Annotated in this window: 16 protein-coding genes; 10 read left to right on the plus strand and 6 right to left on the minus strand. The window is 45.2% G+C overall.

Features of this window, described 5'->3' with window-relative positions; genetic code table 11:
• Window positions 1-4 precede the first annotated feature (4 nt).
• The 6 genes from B5G00_RS00865 to B5G00_RS00890 all read right to left on the minus strand — a co-directional run bounded on the left by B5G00_RS00865 (window position 5) and on the right by B5G00_RS00890 (window position 6,905).
• The gene (locus B5G00_RS00865) at window positions 5-2,896 is read right to left on the minus strand and encodes a toll/interleukin-1 receptor domain-containing protein (RefSeq protein ID WP_087267066.1); all 2,892 of its coding nucleotides are present in this window, start codon (window positions 2,894-2,896) and stop codon (window positions 5-7) included.
• 83 nt (window positions 2,897-2,979) lie between these two features.
• Window positions 2,980-3,228, minus strand: a complete 249-nt coding sequence (locus B5G00_RS00870; protein ID WP_087267069.1) for a RyR domain-containing protein — start codon at window positions 3,226-3,228, stop codon at window positions 2,980-2,982.
• 41 nt (window positions 3,229-3,269) lie between these two features.
• The gene (locus tag B5G00_RS00875) at window positions 3,270-3,818 is read right to left on the minus strand and encodes a zinc ribbon domain-containing protein (protein ID WP_087267073.1); all 549 of its coding nucleotides are present in this window, start codon (window positions 3,816-3,818) and stop codon (window positions 3,270-3,272) included.
• A complete protein-coding gene (locus B5G00_RS00880; protein ID WP_087267076.1) occupies window positions 3,805-4,077 on the minus strand; it encodes a hypothetical protein in 273 nt (90 codons plus the stop codon). Before B5G00_RS00880 ends, B5G00_RS00875 begins: the two co-directional genes overlap by 14 nt.
• 18 nt (window positions 4,078-4,095) lie before the next feature.
• Window positions 4,096-5,001, minus strand: coding sequence for a M48 family metallopeptidase (locus tag B5G00_RS00885; RefSeq protein ID WP_087267079.1), 906 nt, complete (start codon window positions 4,999-5,001; stop codon window positions 4,096-4,098).
• A gap of 2 nt (window positions 5,002-5,003) precedes the next feature.
• Window positions 5,004-6,905, minus strand: a complete 1,902-nt coding sequence (locus B5G00_RS00890; RefSeq protein ID WP_087267082.1) for a hypothetical protein — start codon at window positions 6,903-6,905, stop codon at window positions 5,004-5,006.
• Between the two features lie 477 nt (window positions 6,906-7,382).
• On the opposite strand from B5G00_RS00890, the gene B5G00_RS00895 reads away from it, so the two are divergent.
• The 10 genes from B5G00_RS00895 (at window position 7,383) to priA (ending at window position 22,759) form a co-directional block, all read left to right on the plus strand.
• Entirely contained in the window at window positions 7,383-8,057 is a 675-nt protein-coding gene (locus B5G00_RS00895; protein WP_087267085.1) for an ABC transporter ATP-binding protein, read from the plus strand.
• 4 nt (window positions 8,058-8,061) lie between these two features.
• A complete protein-coding gene (locus tag B5G00_RS00900; RefSeq protein WP_087267089.1) occupies window positions 8,062-10,713 on the plus strand; it encodes an ABC transporter permease in 2,652 nt (883 codons plus the stop codon).
• 153 nt (window positions 10,714-10,866) lie between these two features.
• Window positions 10,867-11,571: a response regulator transcription factor gene (locus B5G00_RS00905; RefSeq protein ID WP_087267092.1), complete on the plus strand. Its 705-nt coding sequence runs from the start codon at window positions 10,867-10,869 to the stop codon at window positions 11,569-11,571.
• Window positions 11,543-13,180 carry a sensor histidine kinase gene (locus B5G00_RS00910; protein ID WP_087267094.1) on the plus strand — a complete coding sequence of 546 codons (1,638 nt, stop codon included), beginning with the start codon at window positions 11,543-11,545 and terminating at the stop codon, window positions 13,178-13,180. The genes B5G00_RS00905 and B5G00_RS00910 overlap by 29 nt, the downstream gene beginning before the upstream one ends.
• Window positions 13,143-14,126, plus strand: a complete 984-nt coding sequence (locus tag B5G00_RS00915) for a glycosyltransferase family 2 protein (protein WP_087267097.1) — start codon at window positions 13,143-13,145, stop codon at window positions 14,124-14,126. Before B5G00_RS00910 ends, B5G00_RS00915 begins: the two co-directional genes overlap by 38 nt.
• On the plus strand, window positions 14,104-16,725 hold the full coding sequence (locus B5G00_RS00920) for a YfhO family protein (protein WP_087267642.1): 2,622 nt from the start codon (window positions 14,104-14,106) through the stop codon (window positions 16,723-16,725). Before B5G00_RS00915 ends, B5G00_RS00920 begins: the two co-directional genes overlap by 23 nt.
• A 60-nt stretch (window positions 16,726-16,785) precedes the next feature.
• Window positions 16,786-17,724 (plus strand): tRNA-dihydrouridine synthase family protein, encoded by a 939-nt coding sequence (locus B5G00_RS00925; RefSeq protein ID WP_087267100.1) that lies wholly within the window; start codon window positions 16,786-16,788, stop codon window positions 17,722-17,724.
• 110 nt (window positions 17,725-17,834) lie between these two features.
• The gene (locus B5G00_RS00930; protein WP_087267102.1) at window positions 17,835-18,974 is read left to right on the plus strand and encodes a Fic family protein; all 1,140 of its coding nucleotides are present in this window, start codon (window positions 17,835-17,837) and stop codon (window positions 18,972-18,974) included.
• 89 nt (window positions 18,975-19,063) lie between these two features.
• Window positions 19,064-20,533 carry a UDP-N-acetylmuramoyl-L-alanyl-D-glutamate--2,6-diaminopimelate ligase gene (locus B5G00_RS00935; protein WP_087267104.1) on the plus strand — a complete coding sequence of 490 codons (1,470 nt, stop codon included), beginning with the start codon at window positions 19,064-19,066 and terminating at the stop codon, window positions 20,531-20,533.
• A complete protein-coding gene (priA, locus tag B5G00_RS00940; RefSeq protein ID WP_087267107.1) occupies window positions 20,534-22,759 on the plus strand; it encodes a replication restart helicase PriA in 2,226 nt (741 codons plus the stop codon).

Below are 22,759 nucleotides of genomic sequence, written 5' to 3' on the forward strand. Positions count from 1 at the left end.
TTGACTAATCAACAATATAGTATAATTCTTTTTCTTTGCTGGAAAGGCTTCGGATACCGTTTTCTGAGGTTAACATCTGATCAGCCTTTAAGTACAACTCATCCAGAGATAAGACAGGAAATTGTAAAGCCTTTTTACTTCCGTTTTTCTGCAGATCGCAGATCAATCCGTTTGCAAGCCCATAACCTCCGGAATTCAGTTCCAGTACTTTCTCACCAGTATCGGTATCGTAGATCTCGCAGCAGTTTTCTCCATTGAGCAGCAGATAACTGCCATCCAGATTCTGGCCACCGTTGCCAAAGGCCATATTTGCATTCTGGGAAATGATTTCTATGGGTTCCCGGAATGCTCCGTTTTCATCCCGATGTGCGACATATACAGAGCCGCTGAGAGTAGCCTGGCTCTCATGATTAATATATGCCAATGTGCCGGTGGACTCGTCGTATTGGAAAACGCTGGCATAATCGAAAAGCTTTTCCCCTGTATTCAGATCATAGATTGCTTCCAGGGAATTTCCCACATTGGTTTCTAAGGTACAGATCAATAAACCGTCCGAGGTAAGCATACCGTCCTTTCTGCTTCCATAGTTGGAATCTTCAAAAAAAGAGACATCCTTCTCACCTGTCAGATCAATGATGGCTGATCTGGACCAAGAAGCTGCTAATAGTAAGTCTCCCTCAAACTCCAGATGTGAGATCCCGTAATTCCCCAGATCACGGATGTCTAAAGAATCTAAAGTCTCTCCGGTTTCTCCGCTGTAGATCACAATATGGTTTTCCCCCTCGCCGATGTGGTAACTGACAGCTAATCGCCGGTGATCCCGGTCAACGGTCAGACAGATTTCCTCTGAAGCAACCTCCGGTTCCAGTTCTGCCAGGCAGTTTCCTTCAGCCGACCATAATTGAAGGCGGTCATCTGGTGTCTGCAGAAAAACATGAGAGAAATCAGGGGTTATATAATATGCCTTATGATTTTTCAGAGAAACCCGGATTATAGGTTCCTTCAGGTTGTCGGCCTCCCAGACAGTCAGATAGAGGACTTCTTCTTCCATCTCCACATTTGCGTACCTTTCCCCGTCTTCACTGACCATAAGATATTGTTCGTCTGCCAGAGATTCAATTCCGAAATTGTCCTCTACCCAGGAGTAGGTGCGGAATTCTACGGAGGTATGCTGATATAGAAGGCCGCTTTCCGGTTCTTCATAGACAACCCCGGGAAGGACTGTCAGCCATCGTCCTTCTTCTTTGGACCAAAGAGCAGCGGTTGCGGTTTCCGGATAACCGTTATACGTGATTTCAGAATTATCAGCAAAGCCACAGGAAAAGGCAAGTACATTTCCGTTTTTCATTTCTCTGACCCCATGCACTTTATAGCCGTTAGACATAAGTGCCTCTGCCAGAATATCAATTTCTTCATTTCCGGTGCTTCCGGTATCATCAGGTATATAATCGTAATGCGCTGTGATATAGTCATCCGTATTGAGATAGGAATGCTGATAATTTTCCCCTATTTCCCGGATCTTTTCCGGAAGCGTTTCTTCTGTATGGCTTTGCCCCTTTTCATCAATTCTGTCTAGCAGTTCTATTTCCGATTCTACGGCGTCTCCATTTCTCTGTCCTAAAGGGAAGGTTTGTTTTACCACCCAGCAGTTTCGGGAATCTTCCTCCCATATGGCAAAAAGATTTACAGAAGCATCTTCCCGATTCTGGGCTTCATACTGTCCGGAAAAATAGTTTTCTCCGGTGTCTGTCCAATACAGATCCAGTTGCAGAGATATTTTATCGTCTTCTGTCAGGCATTTTTGTCTGGAGGCTCTTTCTGCACTTTCGTCGAAATAAACCTGCTCTGTATCACAGGAAAAGATCAGATCGCCGTTATAGGTGTCATAGAGATAGGTATTATCGAAATCTGTCAGTGCGACTTTTTTTCCTTCATCATAGGGTTTGCAGATCCACCAGGATACTACGTTAAAAGGGACTACGGCCCGGGATAGCAGCGGGAGCTTTCCTTCATCGGCGATTTCCTGGGTGACGGCGCTTCTCAGCGCAGCCTCTGCTTCAGGAAGTATTGGGCGTTCCGGATTTTCCAAATTTTTCGGAAGAGATTCCTGGGCCAGGAGTATGGCCAGACGATGGTTGCCGGAACCTGCAGCGGTTTCGGCTTCCGAGGCCAGACGCAGAGATTCGTTTTCGTAAAGGGCTGATTGCCTGCTTGAAATCTGCTCCAGCATAAACAGGCTGTAAGCAGAAAAACTCAAAGCAGCGCAGAGAATCAGAGCAACGGCGATGGAAACATTTCTTCGCCTTGCTCTCTGGGCCCTGCGGTACAGATCATCAAACCGGCATCCCAGGATTGGGGCAGCAATACGATAGTACTCTGTTTTCAAGCGGTGCAGCTGCTTTTTTAATGACTCCCCCCGGATATCAGCCCCCAGTGGTTCCACTTCTACACGCAGCAGGGTCTCTTTTCCATCTTTCCCAATAGTCCTCCGGTTTTCCCAGCGGATCTGTTCCGGGAAGACCTCATCCGGTTCACCGTCGATCAGCAGAGGGAGGATCCGGTTATTGCTGTTACCCCATATCTGTTTAAAATAATTGACTTCTTCCATACACCACCGGGATTCTTTCAGATTAGGGGAACAAATGAGGATAAGATAACGGGACTGGGCCAGGGCCTGCCGGATATCCTCTCCCAGGTCGCCGCTGGTAGGAAGTTCTGTCTGATCCCGGAATATCCGCAGCTTTCTTTTTTCTGTACTGTGTTCTCCTTTGATAACGATTTTATGTTTTTCCAGAAGTTTCTGGAGCTTATCTGCCACAGCCATATCCTTTGGAAGATGTCTGTAGGAAATAAAGGCATCATAATGATAATCAGTGATATTTCTCTTCTCGGTCAAAGATTGTCCTCCTCCCGGTTATATGTGACAAAGACAGGCTTTGCCTTTTGGGAGGATTTCCAAAGCCTGTCTTTATTCGGTCATTATTTTTCTATTCTGTATCCAAGAGAAACCAACATTTCGATCACCTGTTTTACAGTACGCCGGTCAAGGTCTTTTTCATCTTCTGTCAGGTCCTCATAAGGAATCATGGATTCATGTGTTTTGCGAGCCCTGTCTGTTGTTTCTCCGTATTTCCAGCCCTGTCTGGTACGTTCCTGCTGCCAGGCCTCGTGTACTCCTTTGGCAATAAATTCTATATCCCTTTCCGAGACTTTAGATCCAATTCCCATAATCTCCTCCTGCTTCGTTTTCGATTTCCAGGCTTAAATAATCATCTTATCTTGCTTCCGCAGGAATTGCAGAATCTGGAACCGACAGGTACTTTTGTGCCGCATTGCGTACAGAACTCAGACTGGCCGCCGCCTGCCGTCTGACTGTCCTGGGTGGTTCCGGAGGTATCTGTTCTGCCAGCAGTGGAAGCCTGGCCTTCCAGTAGCCGGATATTGGTCTCCAGTATTTGGATTACCTGATCATCCAGTTTTGCCTGCTGGACCATGCCGCCGATCTGTGTCAGCAATACCGGCCATGCCACAAAGAGCATGATCATGGTAGGGACGATCTGCTGACCGAAAATCCCGACTTTTGCTTCGATGTTTACGCCCCCTGAGACAGGCGTCAGTTCTACATTAAGTGCAGTTTTCATACCCAAAACCGACTTGAATAAACCGCCTTTAGTTATGCTGAAATAATTTCCCAGAGCGCTGTCCCCGGTAGTAAAGGTATAGCCCTGTTGGGAAAGCTGTTCTCCGGTCTGCCGGATGACCTCCGAATAGTCCTGCATCTGTGTCGGTACGAATTTCGTTGAATTAAATGTTCCCATAATCCCCCTCCTGTTTTTCTCTTCTGGCATTCATCTCATAAAGTACCGCCAATTCACTGATGGCATCCAATACCAGAGTTTTCTCATTGTCAGACAGGATTTCCTCCATTGTTTTCAGCCTGTCGATCACCCGATTTACCTGATCTTCCATTTCTTCATCTGTAATGATCCCATCTTCCATGATTTTTTTGAAGCTGTCTTTGCTTTCCACAACTTCATCCAGCAATAAATAACCTGTCTCTGCATCAAATAGTTTCATAAAGTTTTCTTCCTCCTTTTAATGCAATTTATTTCCGCAATGCCGGCAAAATCCCCAGTCGCCTTCCACAGGTTTGCCGCATGCCGGACAAAGGTTCTTTTCCAGGATTTTTGCAGGTTCCCGCTCATATTTGAAATCCATAATGTTTTTGAAGACCGGGGAAGAGCACCATTCTTTGATCTCCAGCGCCCGCACCGACAGGAAGGGATGGTTCTGGCTCATTAAAGCATAGTACTGAAGCATTTTATTCCAGTTAGAATCGTCCATAAAATCCCGGTATTCCTCTGCCTGACGCATATAAAGTTCCATGTCAAGACGTTCAGCCATTTCCCTGCTTCCGGATGCCAGAAGGGCCATGACCTGTGCTACGGTTTCAGAACCGTCCATATAGATAGCTGCTGCTCTGTCACAGCTGAATTCACTGCATCTCTGCCAGTGGAAAAACGCCAGCTGAAGTCCGCTGGTAATAAGATTTCCTCCCAGAATATTGGCCCCGGCAGACAGAAGCATGCTTGCCATAGTTTGATATAAGACATGGCGGCAGGCAATATGTCCGCATTCATGGGCAAGTACGGCGCTGATCTGTTTTTCGTTCATCAGATCTACAAGGCCGGAGGTAACGGTTATAGAGATAATGCTGTCACCCATGGTATATGCGTTGGCTGCCGGATCCAGTTCCAGATAAAATTCAGGTTCCCGGATACCCAGTACTTCACAGATGGGCGGCAGCAATGCATAAAGTTCCGGCAGCTGCCGGGGGCCGATCTGCACTTTGTTTGACATATTAATCCCCCGGATCATATTCTCGCTGAACATTTTCATAAAAGCCTTCAGTGCAGTGGAAAATCCGGGAATCTGCTGCAGCTCCCGCAGCGCTTTCTGGTCCTGGGGATGGTAATAATCTCTGGGATTGATGCTCCGCATATTTACTCCTCCTTCTTCATTGCATATCCTGCAGTTTTTAGTATATGTCCTATGGATTTTACCAGGTGCGTATCCAAGTACTGGTAGTCAGTGTCATAGTACCTGCCGACTTCAGGAAGTTTTTCCCATGGGACAAGACAGGTATGAAGCAGTTTTTTCGGATCCTTGTTGGAGCCGGGAGGCATCTGCTCCGGTGTCCCGCTTTTCCATCCTTCGCAGAAAAGGCTGGCTTCCCACCGCAGATGCTCTCCTATAGACAGATTTTCTACAAGAACTGGATTTTTTTCAAGATCCTGTTCGTAGGAACCGTCGGGAAGGCCGGAGACGATCACATAACCTGCTGCGCAAACTTTCCATGGAATATGGACTGCCATGGCACGGCTGGAAAATTTTTCGTAAATACTGGCAGTTTTCCAGAAGGTATTCTCATCTCCCTGCTCCCCATAGTATTGTTTATAAAAACAATGTACCGCTTTGGCCATTCCATCCAGTTTTTCGTTGATCAGGATATCATAGCTGTAAATCTGTTCCTGGCAGCCGAAGCCTGCAAGCCCTTCGGTTTTTAATATACCGCTGTCTTCACTGATGTTTTTTTCTTTTACAAACAACGGAACCTTCTTTTGATACCGCTGCAGGATGTCATCGAGACGCAGAGCCAGCTCCATGTTTTTGGCTGCGTCAGTCCCTGTGAAGAAAATCCCGTCCGGGCAATGGGAGGTATGTATAAAATATTCGTAAAACTCTTTTGTGTCAGGCTCTTCCCTGCACAGATCAAGCTGTACTGCCTGTCCGAGGGCCGGATTGCTGACCTGAAAATAGGCAGTTTTTTCCGCTGCTTCTGCACCAAAAAGCTGGATTCGTATATGCATTCCGGCTGTCTGGACTCCTGGGATCAGATATCTGCACAATTCTTCCGCAGTACCGGACCAACCTATAACTGCCAGATTGAAATCACGTTCCACACGCCCAAGGATATTGTCACTTTTGGGGAAGACCGTCAGATATTCTTTAGATAGGATTAACTGTCTGGCTGCCAGCTCTTCAGGATCCTCCCAATGAATATCCCATTTCTGATAGATATTATTTTCTGCAATCCTGCGTATTCTCTCACGCTCACTTAATACATATAAATGAAGCCTGTCCGGAATTTTTTTGTCTTCAGCCTGGCATATTTCATTCAGAAGCTTAATGTTTTTCCATCTTTTAGAATGCATACAGATAATGTAGGAATGTTTTCTGCATCTGGAGGCAATCTTTAAGAGGAAAAGGTTTCGCCGCTCCAATGCAAAAGAAAGTTTGAATGCACCATACCGGTAAATATCGTTTTCCAGATGCTTTCTGTCTTCCGTGTCATCTGCATATTCATCTCTGCCGCATAGAACAAGGATGGTTCCGTTCGGGTCTTTTTTGTGGATATCTTTTACCAGAAAAACAGACTCCTGGGAAACGCCATAAATTAAGTAAACATTGTGTCTGCTTCCTATAGTCCGCAGGAACAGAAGACGCAGCCTGCCCATAATGCCGCCACCTATATTAGCGACTACCATGACCGCCAGCAATACCATTGCAGAAAACATGACTACACCATAAATTGCCCGATACAGCTCTATATTTTCCGAAGCCTTTGTAGATCCGATATCCAATTCCATTACCATGATACGGCCAGAACTGAATAAAGCAAGAAATAGGCTGCCAATTGCGTGGAGCAAACTGCTGTCATCTACGGCGAACCCCCAGAAATATCCCCAAAAATAAACGCTGAATCCAATTACAAGAAATACAATAAATAATGTCAGGCCGTATTTTCGAAACCAAAGATTATGTTTCGATACAAAATACAGCAAAAAAAGCATCATAGCCAACCCGATGATCCAGGTCAGACAAAAAACCATCACTTCTCCCATGAATCTTTCCTCTCACTGTTTCGGCTGTTTACAGGCGACTGCTGCGGGATGCAGAGTGGTCAAAGACACAGATGCAAGCATGTCCGCCGGACTCATTGTCAAGAATAAAAACAGAGCTGCTGCATTAAATATTTTGATCGTTATTTAATGCGACAGCTCTGTTTTACCATGCTGACCTTTATCTCCCGCATGTAGAATATAATTATATTAATATGCTTATTTTACCATTTTTGGTTATTTTGTCAATTGATTTCTGTAAACATTATATAAATATTAAAAAAAGCAATAATTAAAGAAGAATTTTATGTAATTACTGATTATAATTTTGAGTTTAATTTTCTTCCCTTGTAAAGGAATGGTTCTTTGGACGAGGAAAACTGACAAAATTGTCAGGAAAATATCGGGAAATTTCCAGGAAATGTCAGGAACCTTATGTATAATATAAGAAGCATTAAAATATGGAAACGAGGTGCTTATATGGAAATTTTGAAGACAGTAGGTCTGAAAAAATATTATGGAAAAGACGCCAGTCTGGTGAAGGCTCTGGATGGCGTGGATATGTCTGTGGAGGAAGGGGAGTTTGTAGCTGTGGCAGGAACCAGCGGCTCAGGAAAATCTACCCTTCTTCACATGCTGGGAGGCCTGGATTACCCTACACAGGGAAAGGTTTTTGTGAGAGGAAAGGATATTTTCGGCCTTAATGAGACAAAACTGACGATTTTTCGGAGAAGGAATATCGGCTTCGTTTTCCAGAATTACAACCTGGTTCCCATATTGAATGTCTACGAAAATATCGTGCTTCCCATTGAACTAGACGGGGAAGAACCGGACAAAAAATATGTGGAGGAAATCATAGAAACTCTGGGGATTAAAGACAAGATCTATAACCTTCCCAACCAGCTTTCCGGAGGACAGCAGCAGCGGGTGGCCATTGCCAGAGCCCTGGCCTCAAAACCGGCCATCCTTTTAGCAGATGAGCCTACCGGGAACCTGGACTCCAAGACTTCTCAGGAGGTATTGGGACTGCTGAAACTGACCAACTCCCGTTTTTCTCAGACCATTGTGATGATCACCCATTCAGAGGAACTGGCTCAGCTCTGTGACCGGATCATCCGGATCGAAGACGGCAGGATTGTAGAGAACAGGGGGTGAGGAGATGCGTAATAATAACCGAAAAGTCATCGGAAAGCTTTCCTCCAGAAGCATGAAAAAGAACCGGATGCGGAACCTTTTTGCCATAAGCGCTATCTGCCTGACCAGTCTTTTGTTCACTGCGGTATTTTCCATGGGAATCGGTATGGGGCAGGCATTCCAGGAACAGGCTATGATGGAAGTGGGAGGAAAGTTTCACGCCGGACTAAAGAATGTTACCAGGGAACAATATGAAAAGATCACAGATAATCCTCTGGTAAAATCTTCCTCCTATAACATCTATGTGGGAATTGCAGAAAATGTAAAACAGCGCCAGGCAGAAATCCGGGTAGCAAGCGGAAAAGAAGAGCTGGACCAGAGTTTTGCCAGACTGAAGGAGGGAAGACTTCCCAGGGAAAAAGGAGAGCTGGCAGCAGATACCCTTACCCTGGAGGCTCTGGGAATACCGGCGGAAATAGGAGAGAAAGTTCCCCTGGAATTTGAATTTATGGGGGAGAAAACAGAACAGGAATTCATCCTCTGCGGCTGGTACCAGGGGAACGAGATCAGCCATGCCAGTGAGCTTTATGTGTCCCAGGCTTATTTTGAAGAGCTGAGCAGGGGCTATACAGAACAGGACTTTGTGGAGCATTACAGAGAAACAGGAGAGATATGCGGCCTCACTGCCGGTAATATTTTCTTTTCTGATGCCAGGAATATAGAGGAAAATGTGCAGAAAATCATCCAGGATGCCGGCTATGTGCCGGAAGGACAGGCGGAAGAAGGAACAGACCCTGATAAAGTAATCAGCTATGGGGTAAACTGGGCGTATCTTACCTCCCGGACAGAAAACCTGGATATGGGGACTGTGGTCCTTTTAGCCGGGGCTTTTCTGGTGATTTTGGTTACCGGATACCTGATCATCTATAATATTTTCCAGCTTTCCATTCTAAAGGAAATCCGTTTTTATGGACTTCTGAAAACGGTGGGGACTACCAAGAGGCAGCTGAAAAAACTGGTCTACCGCCAGGTGTGGAAACTTTCGGCAGTGGGAATTCCTTTAGGGCTGCTCCTGGGGTTCTTTGCAGGCCAGATGCTGATTCCCCTTCTTACCAGTCTTTCGGGATATGAAGGCCCTGCCGGGATTTATTTCAGTCCCTGGATTTTTGTCTTCGGCGCTCTGTTTTCCCTGGCAACGGTGTTTATCAGCTGCAGGAAACCGGCAAAGATTGCAGGAAAGGTTTCCCCGGTAGAGGCTCTCCGCTATACAGATGGAACAGTGAAACGACGGAGAAAAAAGAAAGGGTTGAAGGGCGGGAGAATATCCAGGATGGCTCTGGCAAATCTGGGGAGAAATAAAAAGAAAACGGCCATTGTGGTATTGTCAGTATCGTTGAGTATGATTCTTCTGGAAATCGTTATGACTGCAGTAGGAAGCTTCCGTATGGACCAGTATCTGGAGACCAGGCTTACCGGAGACTATATGGTGGGAAGTGTAGACTTTACCAGGTCTTCTCCAATGAATATGGACTATACCATAGATGAAAACTACCTTGCCGGAGCGGACAGCCAGACAGGAATTTTAGAAAGCGGAGAGCTGTGGGGAGACCGGGGGATGAAACATACCCTTACCGAGACTGGACGGCAAAGGTATGAGGCTCTTTATCAGGCTGGGAAGATGAATACAGAATACGAGGATACAAAAGAGCAGGCTCTGGAGGCTATTGCGGGTAAGGGACAGATCGATGAGGAAAGATACGCCTACTCAGATTCCCTTCTGCCAAAGCTGAAAGCAGCGGAAGGAACCATAGATCTGGAAAAATATGCCACAGGAGATTATGTACTGGTACAGAAGTTTGACCGGTACAGCAGTGAGAATGACAGCATTTATAAACCAGGAGACAGGCTCACTCTTTCCTATACTACAGAAGAATCAGAAGAAGTTTTCGAATACAATGAGAATGGGGAAGTTGTGAACTGGCATTATACCAATACGGAAGAGAAAGAATATGAAGTCATGGCAGTTATTGAACCGCTGCCTGCAAGCATGAATATGCATGCTTTTTCTCTTAATTCTCTGACTGTAGTGGTTCCTCTGGAGGATATGAAAAAATCTCCCAATGCCATTATGTTTGCGAAAACCTATACAGTGGATGAGAAAGACCAGCCGGCTTTTGAAAGTTATCTGGAAAACTATACAGAGCAGGTAAATACTTCTATGGGCTATCTTTCAAAGTCCAGTCTGGAGGAAGACTTTTCCGGCATGGTAAATTCCATGGCCACAGTAGGATATGCTCTGTGTGCGGTGATCGGAATCATCGGAATCCTGAATTATGCCAATTCTATGCTTACGGGGATTATCTCCCGAAAACAGGAGCTGGCTGCTATGCAGAGCATCGGCATGACGAAAGGACAGATCAAGAAAATGCTCCTCTGGGAAAGCGGGTATTATATCCTGATCTCAGGATTGATCAGTGTGGCTTTTGGAAGCCTGGGGGCCTATTATCTGGTAAGTGCATTGAACGATGTGATCATGTGTTTCCAGTATCGGTATACGGCTCTGCCCTTTATCCTTATGATACCACTGTGTATGGTCTTAGGACTGGGAATTTCCCTGGCGGCCTATCGGCAGACCCAGAAAAAGAGCGTGGTGGAACGGCTCCGGGAAAGTGAATAGAGAAAGAAAATCGCTGCACAACAGCCTTTGCAGGTTGATGTGCGGCGATTTTTCTGTTTCAGAAATGTTAAGAAAAATGTAAGAATACCTTTAATAAATTCTTAGTTTCTTTTGCTACAATGTGCCTGTAAAAACAAAGGGAGGATCAGAAAAATGGATAACTACCATATATTGCTTGTAGATGATGACCGGGAGATCGTGAAATCCCTTGGAAAACTGCTGGAACTGGAAGGGTATAAGGTATACAAAGCTTACGACGGTATGGAGGCTCTGGACCGTCTGATGACGGAAGAGATCCATCTTATCCTGCTGGACGTAATGATGCCGAAACTCAACGGCCTTTCAGCTCTGATGAAGATCCGGGAGAAAAATAACATACCGATTATCATATTATCAGCTAAAACAGAGGAAAGCGATAAGGTTTTGGGACTGTCTATGGGAGCCGATGATTATGTGACCAAGCCCTATAATACCCAGGAACTGATGGCCAGGGTGAAATCCCAGTTGAGGCGATATTTTGCACTGGGAGCAGCCAGGGTACAGGAGGACGGAAACCAGCTTAGAAACGGCGGTCTGATACTGGACAGAAATACCAAAGAGCTTACTGTAGATGGTCAGCCCGTGCGCCTGACTGCAACAGAATATAAAATTCTGGAACTTCTCATGAGCCATCCCGGCTATGTTTTTTCAGCAGAGGAGATCTATACTCAGGTCTGGCAGGAGCAGGCCTATGGAGTGGAGAATACAGTAATGGTCCATATCCGGCGGATCCGGGAAAAAATTGAGATCACGCCGAAGAATCCAAAATATTTAAAGGTGGTGTGGGGAATTGGATACAAAATTGAAAAGATTAAGTAAAAGACAGGAAGAAATCCTGTTGGGAGCCGGATTATTTTTAGTCCTGATTTTTCTGAATCTCACCTATATATATGCATGCTACGCAGGTATAAGTGAAGCTTATTATTACGTGGAGCAGGAACTGAAAGACTCCTGCTTTAAAGCCGCTGTGATTCTGGGAATCCTGACAGTGGTCTGCAGTATCGGGATTGGTTTTATATTTCATGACTATCTGAAAAGAGGGCCTTTAAAATCCAATTTCAAAATTTCAAAGCCGGACAAAATCTGGACAGAAATCAACGTGTTCCTGCTGGCTGTGTGCATTTTAAATTATTTCCGGGCTTTTCCTGCCTTTGGAAGAGAGATCTACATATGGGGATATGTTTTGATCGATTCTTATGATATTGTTCAATATCTGACGAGACTGTCTTTCTATCTGATCCTGCTGATCCCGTCTCTTTTTCTGGCGGTCAGGAAGATCTGTCTTGGAATCGGAAAGAAAACCTCTTTTATCTGGCAGCAGATCTGGCAGTACCAAAAGAGAACATCTTTGGAAAAACAGTTTCAGCACAAGTTCCGGATCCTTCTGGGAGCAGGAGGAATCCTTACGGCTGGAGTTTTATGGCTGACAGTAGGGCCCTGGAACTGGTATACCAACTGGGGGACTTTAACGGCAGGATTCTTTAGTCTGGCGGTGTTTTGTCTGCTTTTAAGAGTCTGTTTCAATAATCCGCTGGCAAGAGACGCCGGTTATCTGTACCATCAGATACAAGAGGTATCTGATGGTAGAAAGCTGGACGAAGAGTACCGGATCCCGGAGCATTCTTTCTTAAAAGAAGCAGAAAATTCTCTGGAAAATATTGAGTCTGCCATGAAAAAAAGTGTGGAAAAACAGGTCCAGGCAGAGCGGTTGAAGGCGGAACTTCTCACCAATATGTCCCATGACCTGAAAACGCCTCTTACCTCTATGGTGGGCTATACGGACCTGCTGAAACAGGAAGAACTTTCGGATCAGGCCAGAGATTATGTGGAGGCTATTGCTGCAAAGCAGGAGCAGTTAAAGGATATGATCCAGGATCTTTTTGATCTTTCTAAAGCTTCCAGTGGTTCCGAGCAGCTAAATATGGAGGTGCTGGATATGAATCGACTTCTGGAGCAGACCCTGGGAGATATGGAAGATGCCATTACAGCCAGCGGGAGAAATATCCGGCGGAAATTTTCCCAGGAGCCCCTTCCTTTCCTGGGAGATAATCTGAAAATGTACCGGGTGGTCCAGAATCTCCTGGAGAACGCCCTGAAGTATTCTTTAGAGAATACCAGGGTCTATATGGAAACGAAAAGACAGGGAAATCGGATCCAGGCTGTAATCAAGAATATCGCTTCCTATGAAATGGATTTTGCCCCGGAAGAGATCACGGAGCGGTTTGTCCGGGGAGATAAGGCCAGAACCACCCAGGGCCATGGTCTGGGGCTTGCCATAGCTTCCGCTTATGCGGCAAATATGGGAGGAACATTGCATGTAGAGATTGACGGGGACTTATTTAAAGTGATCCTGGAGTTCCCGGTAACAGAAGAGAAAGGCGGCAGCGCATATGGACAAGATTACGATCGTAGTACCCTGCTACAATGAAGAAGAAGCATTGGAATATTTTTACACAGAGATAAAAAAAGTTATGGAAAAAATGCAGGAAGTCTGCTTTGAAATCCTTTTTGTAGATGACGGTTCTGTAGATCAGACATTGATAAAGCTGAGAAAACTGGCTGAACGGGATCCAAGATGCAGGTACCTGTCTTTTTCCAGAAATTTCGGAAAGGAGGCGGCTATTTATGCCGGCCTTTCCCATGCCTCCGGAGATTATATAGGGATTATGGATGCAGACCTTCAGGATCCTCCCGGGCTTCTTCCGGAAATGTACAGGAAGCTTTGCCAGGAGGACTGGGACTGTGTGGCTACCCGCCGAAAAGACCGTCAGGGAGAACCGAAACTGAAATCCTTTCTGTCAGACTGTTTTTATAAAGTGATCAATAAGCTCTCAAAGATTCATCTGGTCAGCGGGGCCAGAGATTATCGGCTTATGACCAGACGGATGGTCAAAAGTGTGCTGCAGATGAGCGAGTATAACCGGTTTTCCAAAGGGATTTTTCAATGGGTGGGATTTCGTACTGCCTGGATAGAGTTCCCTAATCAGGAACGATGTGCGGGAAAAAGCAAGTGGCCTTTCAGAAAGCTGATTTCTTATTCATTGGAAGGGATTACCGGATTTTCGGTGGCACCCCTTTCTCTGGCTGCGGTCATAGGATTGGTTTTCTGTGTGATCTCTTTCCTGATGATCGGATTTATTGCTTTTCGGACGCTGATCTTCGGGGACCCGGTACGGGGGTGGCCGTCCATGGCCTGTATTATTTTTCTGGTGGGTGGGATCCAGCTGTTCTGCATGGGGATCTTAGGAGAGTATCTGGCGAAAACGTATTTGGAGACGAAGCACCGGCCCATTTATCTATTGAAAGAATCCAGTGAAGAGGACTATGAAGAGAGAAGCAGGAGAAGAAAAGATGAAAAAAATACAGACAGATAAAGAAGCCGGGATCTTACTGGCCGCTGCGCTGATACTGTGCTGGCTCTTTGTCCTCCAGTACGGGATTTTCGGCTCCAGAGTAGACTGGATCAGCCAGCACAGTGTGCTTCCGGATTACTTCCGGCAGAGATTTTATGCTACAGGAAATCTTTTTCCTGATATAGCCTGGAACCTGGGCGGGGGACAGAATATCTATAATTTTTCTTATTACGGGCTTTTCAGTCCGGTGATCCTGTTCTCCTATCTGCTGCCTTTTGTGCCGATGGGCCTGTACATAATGGCAAGCAGTATGGCTGCTTACGGAGCTTCTGCGGTATTGTTTTACCAATGGATAAAAAAGAAATTTTCCGGAGGCAATACGGGCTTTTGGACAGCCTGTATGTTTGCCCTGGCTGGACCGCTGATCTTTCACTCTTATAATCAGATCATGTTTGTAAACTATATGCCCTTTCTGTGTCTGGCCCTTATAGGAACAGACAGATTTCTGCAGAAGAATAAGAAAGGTCTGCTGCTCCTGGGAACCACAGGAATGATACTGACCAGCTTTTATTTCAGTGTGGGAGGAATTCTGGCACTGGGGTTGTATGGCGCAGGGACTTATATAGCCCAGACAGAAAAATTTTCCTGGAAAGACTTTGGAAAAAAAGCAGGAGGTTTTACCGGACCCCTTATACTTTCTGTCTGCCTGTGCGGGATACTTCTGGTTCCTACGGCGCTGGTGCTGCTGTCAAGGGAAAGTGGGGGAAATACAACAGAAGGAATGGGACTCTTTTCTATATCTCCTCTTCGTTTCTTTTACAGTCCTTATGGAGTGGGCCTGACCTATCTTAGCCTGGGCGGCCTTATGGGAAATCTTCTTAGAAAAGAAAGCTGGAAGAAAAAAATCCTTCCCGCAGGACTTCTGCTTATATTGTTTGTTCCGGTATTCGGATATCTTTTAAACGGCGGACTGTATGTGAAGGATAAAGTGTTTATTCCTTTTCTTCCATTGGTCTGTCTGGAAACAGGGAAGTATGTAGAAAATCTCAGAAAAGGCAGGGACAGATCAGGTTGGGCAGATTTACTGATTCAGGTTTTACCGGGGATTTTTCTCATTGGATACAGCCTGTTCAGGGAGTCTGCCCAGGGAATTTCCCAGAAATGGCTCATTGGGGGTATCGGTCTGGCAGTAGCGGCTGACATGGCCTTTTTTTTATTATCTCAAAAGATATATGGAAAATTTCCCAGGTTCCCGTGGCCTCTGCTGTTTTCCGTTGGGATCCTTTTCTTCTCCGGGTGGGCCATGAATAGTCAGTGGAAGAAAATGCTCCCGGCAGGGGACTATGAGGAAATCATAAAGCCAGAAAAAACAGATCTTATAAAAGAAACATTGGAAAAAGACAAAGGCTGGTACCGTATGGAGGAACTGGAAGGAGGCACCCAGGAATTTGCGGATATGAACCGGATCCGGGATATAGGGCAAAACATTTCCAGCATATACTCCTCCGCCTACAATCAGGATTATGCCGGATTTCGGAATAAAACCTTTCAGGTGAACCGGCATTTCCGGAACTGCCTTATGGAGGCGGCAACAGATAATCCGATTTTTCTAAACCTGATGGGTGTGCGATATGTGACCGGGAACAGGCCTCCGGCAGGCTATACTCTTTTGAAAAAGAAAGGTGACACCTGCCTTTACGAAAATGAAAAGGCTTTTCCTCTGGCCTTTGTTACGGACAGAGTCCTCAGCGAGAAAGAATACCAGGAACTTTCTTTTCCAGATAATCAGAGCGTGCTGTTGCAATACGGGGTAATAGAAAAAGCAGATCAGGAAAAACCGGGGAAAAAGAAGCCCATTTCTTCCATGAAAGCCTGCAGCCTGGAACTGCCGGTTACAGAGAACCAGAATATCCAGATCAGAAAAACAGAGAAAGGATATGAGATACATGCCTTAAAAGAGACAGAGATAACTGCACAGCTTTCCGGAAGGGGTGAGACAGATGATCTTCTGGCAGTAAAATTTCATGTAAAAAATCAAAATCTCCAAAGAGATATGTATATCCGTCTGGAAGGACAGACCAACCGGCTTTCGGCAGAAAAGGGTTATGAATACGCAAATAAGAATCAGGATTTTTCTTATACAGTAACCACAGAAAAGCAGAAAGACAAGGCGGTTTTTATTTTTGGAAAAGGCAGCTATATTATAGAAGATATCCAGATTTTTACAGGAAATCTGGAAGAGCTGCGGGAAGAAAAACTCTGTGAAAATCCCCTGGAGGGTATCTGGTTTTCTGAAGGAGGAGACAGACTGACAGGAGCAGTCCGGACAGAGAAGCAGGGCTATCTGATCACAAGTATTCCCTATGATAAGAATTTTAAGATTACTGTGGATGGGGAGAATGTGGAAAAGAAAAAGGTAAATACAGCTTTTCTGGGAGCCAAGATTCCGAAAGGGGTACACAGCATTTCCATTTCCTATCAGGCACCGGGGAAAAATGCAGGTCTTTTTCTCACTGGAGGGGGACTGGTCTGTCTGGCGGTCCTGGTGATGGGGAGGCTGTGCCGGAGACTGCTGGCGGGATGCTGGGAAAGAAACCTTGTCAATCGTAAACTGCCGTGATAAGATGGGAAAGTCAAAACCAGCTTTTCATAGAAAAAGCAGAAGAAGGAGCCTCTGAAAATGCAGTATTATTTCGCCCCTATGGAGGGCATTACAGGATACATTTACCGAAATGTCCACCACAGATTTTTTCCCGGAATAGACAAATATTTTTCACCTTTTCTCTCCCCGGGGACGAAGAAGACTATGACCCCGAAGGAGCTTCGGGATATCCTGCCGGAGAATAACCAGAGCTATACCCTGATCCCTCAGATCCTCACCAACAGGTCGGAAGACTTTCTGAGACTGTGCCGGGATCTGAAAGAATACGGATATAAAGAAGTGAATCTGAACCTGGGATGTCCTTCAGGAACGGTAGTTTCCAAGAAAAAGGGAGCAGGATTTCTGGAATATCCCAATGAACTGGATCGGTTTTTAGGAGAGATCTTTGGGGAAACGGATCTGGAAATTTCTATAAAAACCAGGATTGGAAAGGATGAGCCGGAAGAGTTTGAGGAACTTCTGGAAATCTACAATAAATATCCTTTAAAAGAGCTGATCATCCATCCCAGAATCCAGACAGATTACTACAAAAACTCTCCTAATCTGGAAGTTTTTGCAATGGCCCTGGAAAAGGCTAAAGCTTCCGTCTGCTATAACGGAGACCTGTTTACGGCAGAGCTTTACGAAGATTTCTGCAAGAGATTCCCTCAGATGGAAAAGGTCATGATGGGAAGAGGGCTTCTGAGAAATCCGGCCCTGGTACAGGAGATCAAAGGGGAAGGGAAGCTGGATAAAGAAAAATTTCTGGCTTTTCATGACGCTTTATGCCAGGAATATGAAAAAGTCATGTCCGGAGATAAAAATGTGCTGTTTAAAATGAAGGAACTGTGGTTCTATATGGGAAGCCTTTTTGGAGAGGACAAAAAGGCTATGAAGAAAATAAAAAAGGCCCAGAGACTGCCGGAGTATCGGGCAGCAGTGCAGGAACTGTTCCGGCTCTGGCCGGAAAACAGTTAGAGAGAAATTGAAATAAGAAACTTCCAAAAAGTTATTTATTTCAAATAATGTTTACTTTTTGAAATAAGAAGGCTATAATTTTATGTATATTTCAAAAAGAGGTGATTTTGATGAACCGTTCAGGAGAATGGGTAAATAATTTAACAGGCAGTGCACAGTATAAATCTTTTAAGCCTGCAGCTTTACCGCCAGATCCGGCATTAGAAATAAATAGTGATATGGTAAAAAAACTGGTGGAAGCCAATCGAGAACTGGTAAAATTGGATACAGCCTCAAAACTGATACCAAATGTTGAACTTTTTATTTCCATGTATGTTCGAAAAGAAGCTCTTATTTCTTCTCAGATTGAAGGAACGCAATGTACATTGGACGATGTGTTGGATCCAGAGCTGGACAATACTGCTAATTTGGATGTTATTGATGTCATCAATTATGTGGATGCATGCTTTTATGCTTTGCAAAGAATAAAAAAATTACCTTTGTGTGGGCGGCTATTCAGAGAGGTACATGAGAAATTATTGTCTGGTGTTCGTGGACAAGAAAAAAATCCGGGAGAATTTAGAAAATCACAAAACTGGATCGGAGCAGCAAATTGTTCTTTATCGGAAGCCAGATATATACCGCCTAATGTAGAAGATATGAATCGGGCAATGTCAGATTTGGAAAGATATATGAATGAAGGTGATGATTATGATCCATTGATCAGGATTGCACTGATTCATTATCAATTTGAAACGATACATCCATTTTTAGACGGTAATGGCCGTGTAGGACGATTGATTATTTTACTGTATTTAATGGTGCAGGGATTGCTGGATAAACCAGTTATATATATTTCTTACTTTCTAAAGAAAAATCAGATAGAGTATTATGACCGGATTTCAGAAGTGAGAAGAAGTGGTAACTATGAGCAATGGGTGGCATTCTTTCTTGAGGCGGTGTCAGCGGCTGCAAAAGATTCTCTGGTGACTATAGAAGCATTATCAGAACTTCATGAAAAAAATCTGGAAAAATTGCCGAAAACAAACCGTAAAAGGGATAATTTAAGAGCACTTTTTGATTATATTGAGCAGTATCCAATTATTGAAATAAAAAAAACGTCAGCGGCTTTGGGGCTAAGCTATAACACTGTTTCTACCGCTGTAAAAAAATTAGTGGAACTTGGAATTCTAAAGGAAACAACGAATGCTTCCAGAAATCGTGTTTTTGCATATGAAGAGTATCTTAAAGTTTTAAGAAAGGATACTTAATTTTCCGTGGATATTCCTCAGGGAGAAGGGGTTGCCCCTTCTCCCTCTTTTATGGTATCCTAGATAGTATATGGAAAGGGGATTCAACGATGAAAAAATTAAGGGATTTGTTAGAAAAACTTGAGTACCAATGTATCCAGGGAACTTTAGATAAAGAAATTACAGCCGTGATATATGATTCCAGAAAGGCAGAAAAAGACGCCCTTTTTGTCTGCATTAAAGGAGCTGTCTCAGATGGCCACAGTTATGGGGCAGAGGTGACGGAGAAGGGAGTTTCTGTACTGGTAGCCCAGGATCCGGTCCAGGTAGGGCCAGAGGTAACTGTGATCCAGGTAGAAGATACCAGATACGCCCTGGCCTGTATCTCGGCGGCATGGTTTGACTATCCTTCCGACAAGCTGAAAACTATCGGAATCACAGGCACTAAGGGAAAAACCACAACAACTTATCTGATTAAATCTATTCTGGAAAATGCAGGTCACAAGACAGGACTTATCGGAACTATCGAGACCGTTATCGGAGAGGAGAAAATACCTTCTGCCAATACTACTCCCGAATCTTATCTGATCCAGGAATATTTTGCAAAAATGGCGAAGGCGGGCTGCGACAGCGTGGTCATGGAGGTTTCCTCCCAGGGACTGATGCTCCACCGGACAGCTGGTTTTATTTTTGATATCGGAATTTTTACGAATATTGAGCCGGACCATATCGGTCCTAACGAGCATAAGGATTTTGACGATTATCTCCACTGTAAGAGCCTCCTGTTCAGACAGTGCAAGGTAGGAATCTTTAACGGAGACGATCCCCATCTGGAAAAAATACTGGAGGGACATACCTGCCAGGCAGAGACATTTGGATTTTCACCAAATGCAGACTTGAGAGCAGAGGATACCCGTCTGGTTACCGGAAAGGGAACTTTGGGTATTGCGTATAATGTGAAGGGTCTGATGGATTTTCCTGTGGAGATCGATCTGCCAGGGAAGTTCAGCGTTTATAATTCTCTTACAGCCATCGCTGTATGCCGTCATTTCGGCGTGACGGTGGAAAATATCCAGAAGGCTTTAAAAAACGCCCATGTAAAGGGCAGGATTGAGATGGTAAAGGTTTCCAATGAGTTTACGCTGATGATTGATTATGCTCACAATGCCATGAGTCTGGAAAGCCTTCTGACTACTTTAAAAGAATATAAGCCTAACCGGCTGGTATGTCTTTTCGGCTGTGGAGGAAACCGTTCCAGACTCCGCAGATATGAGATGGGAGAAGTCTCCGGAAATCTGGCAGACCTGACTATTATTACCTCTGATAACCCAAGAAACGAGGAGCCCCAGGCGATCATTGATGATATTAAAGTGGGAATCGGAAAAACCAAGGGGAAATATGTGGAGATCATAGATCGAAAAGAAGCTATTGCCTATGCCATTCACCATGGACAGCCTGGAGACATTATCGTGCTTGCAGGAAAAGGTCATGAGGATTATCAGGAGATCAAAGGGAAAAAATATCCTATGGATGAGAGAGTGCTGATCCAGGAGATCCTGGAAGAAGACAGCAGAAAATAAATGAAGGATTTATACGCAGATATTATTGTAGATATTTCTCAGGAAAAATTAGATAAGACCTTTCAGTATCTGGTCCCCCCGGAAATGGCAGCCCAGGTCGAGGCAGGGAAAAGGGTCAGGATTCCTTTCGGAAACGGAGGAAGAGAGATTACCGGATATGTGATAGGCCTTTCCCGGGAACCAAAGATTGAAGTTTCAAGAATAAAACCGATCCTGGCTGTGGAAGAACAGGGAATGGAAATCGAGTCCAGGCTGATTTCTCTTGCAGCGTGGATAGCCAGAAACTATGGTTCTACCATGAACCAGGCCCTGAAGACAGTTCTTCCTGTAAAGGAAAAAGCGGCTGCCAGAGAGAAAAAATATATCTGCCTCAAAGCAGACCCGAAGGTCTGTGACAGCCTGCTGGAAGAGTATGTGAGAAAACACTACCGGGCAAAGGAACGCCTTATGCGGGCCCTGCTCCAGAAGAAGACATTGGAGTATTCCGCTGCGGTAAAGGAAATGAAGATCAGCAGAGAAGCAGTGAAGAGCTTTGAGAGAGAAGGACTGGTTTCCATTGAAAGGGAGAGAGACTACAGAACGCCTCTTCCAAGAAGAATTTCTCCGGAAGAAAAGGCAGTCCTCAGTGAAGAACAGCAGCAGGCAGTAAAGGATATCCTGGAAGAATGGGAATCAGATGCTCCCCGGCCATGTCTGATCAAAGGCGTTACCGGCAGCGGGAAAACCCAGGTTTACATGGAACTTATCAGCCATGTTCTGGAAAGAGGGAGACAGGTGATCCTCCTTATCCCGGAGATTGCCCTGACTTACCAGAATGTGTCCAGATTTTACGCCAGATTCGGAGAAAAAGTATCTCTTATCCATTCCAGAATGTCTCAGGGAGAACGGTATGATCAGTTTGAGCGGGCAAAGAAAGGTGAAATCTCCGTTATGATCGGCCCTCGTTCAGCGTTGTTTACGCCCTTCCCAAAACTGGGATTGATTCTGATAGATGAAGAGCATGAGGATTCTTATAAGAGTGAAAAAACTCCCTGCTATCATGCAAGGGAAACTGCCATACAGAGGGGAAAGGCAGAAGGGGCCTATGTGGTAATGGGCTCTGCTTCTCCCAGTGTGGAAAGCTATTACAGAGCTGAAACAGGGATTTTTCGCCTGGTATGCCTGGACCAGAGGTATGGCGGAAGCGCCCTTCCGGCTGTATCAATCGTGGATTTAAGGGAAGAATTAAAGACAGGAAACCGTTCAGTATTCAGCAGTCTTCTTACTGAAAAAATAAGGGAAAGACTGGAGAAAAAGGAGCAGATCATCCTTTTTCTGAACAGAAGAGGATACAGCGGTTTTGTGAGCTGCCGTTCCTGCGGCCATGTAATGAAATGTCCCCACTGCGACGTGTCCCTGACTTCCCATAGAAACGGCAGACTGATCTGCCATTACTGCGGTTATGAGACTATGGATGTGAAGCAGTGCCCGGTATGCGGATCGCCTTATATAGGAGGATTCCGGGCAGGAACACAGCAGATAGAAAGTCTGGTCCGGAAAAGTTTTCCCGGGGCGAAAGTCCTGCGGATGGACGCAGATACTACCAGAAAAAAAGATGATCATGAAAAGATTCTGTCGGCTTTCGGAAATGGCGAGGCGGACATTCTCATTGGGACACAGATGATCGTAAAAGGCCATGATTTTCCAAGGGTAACTCTGGTAGGCGTACTGGCAGCGGACCTTTCTCTGTGCAGCGGAGATTACCGGGCAGGAGAGAAAACATTCCAGCTGCTCCTTCAGGCAGTAGGAAGAGCCGGGAGAGGGAGGGCAGCCGGGGAGGCTGTGATTCAGACCTATCACCCGGACAATTATTGTATCCAGGCTGCAGCAGCCCAGGATTATGAATGGTTCTACCAGGAGGAAATGGATTACCGATCTTTGATGGGCTATCCCCCAAGGGCAGCTATGGCAGCTGTCAGAGGCGCCGGAAAGGAAGAAGAGCTGCTGAACCAGGCCATGGACTACTGCAGAAAATATATCGAGCGGATATATCAGGGAAAGGATCTGATACTCATCGGACCTGCACCGGAAACTGTGGCGAAAGTCCAGGACATGTACCGCCGTGTCCTCTACATGCGCCATCAGGACCGGGAAGTCCTGGTAAGGATCAAAAACGCTCTGGAAAAATATATAGAGGTCAATCGGGGATTCCGGAACATCTATATACAATTTGATTTTAATGTGTAA

The sequence above is a fragment of the Blautia sp. An46 genome, from assembly GCF_002161645.1.
GTDB classification, from domain to species: domain Bacteria; phylum Bacillota; class Clostridia; order Lachnospirales; family Lachnospiraceae; genus Blautia; species Blautia ornithocaccae.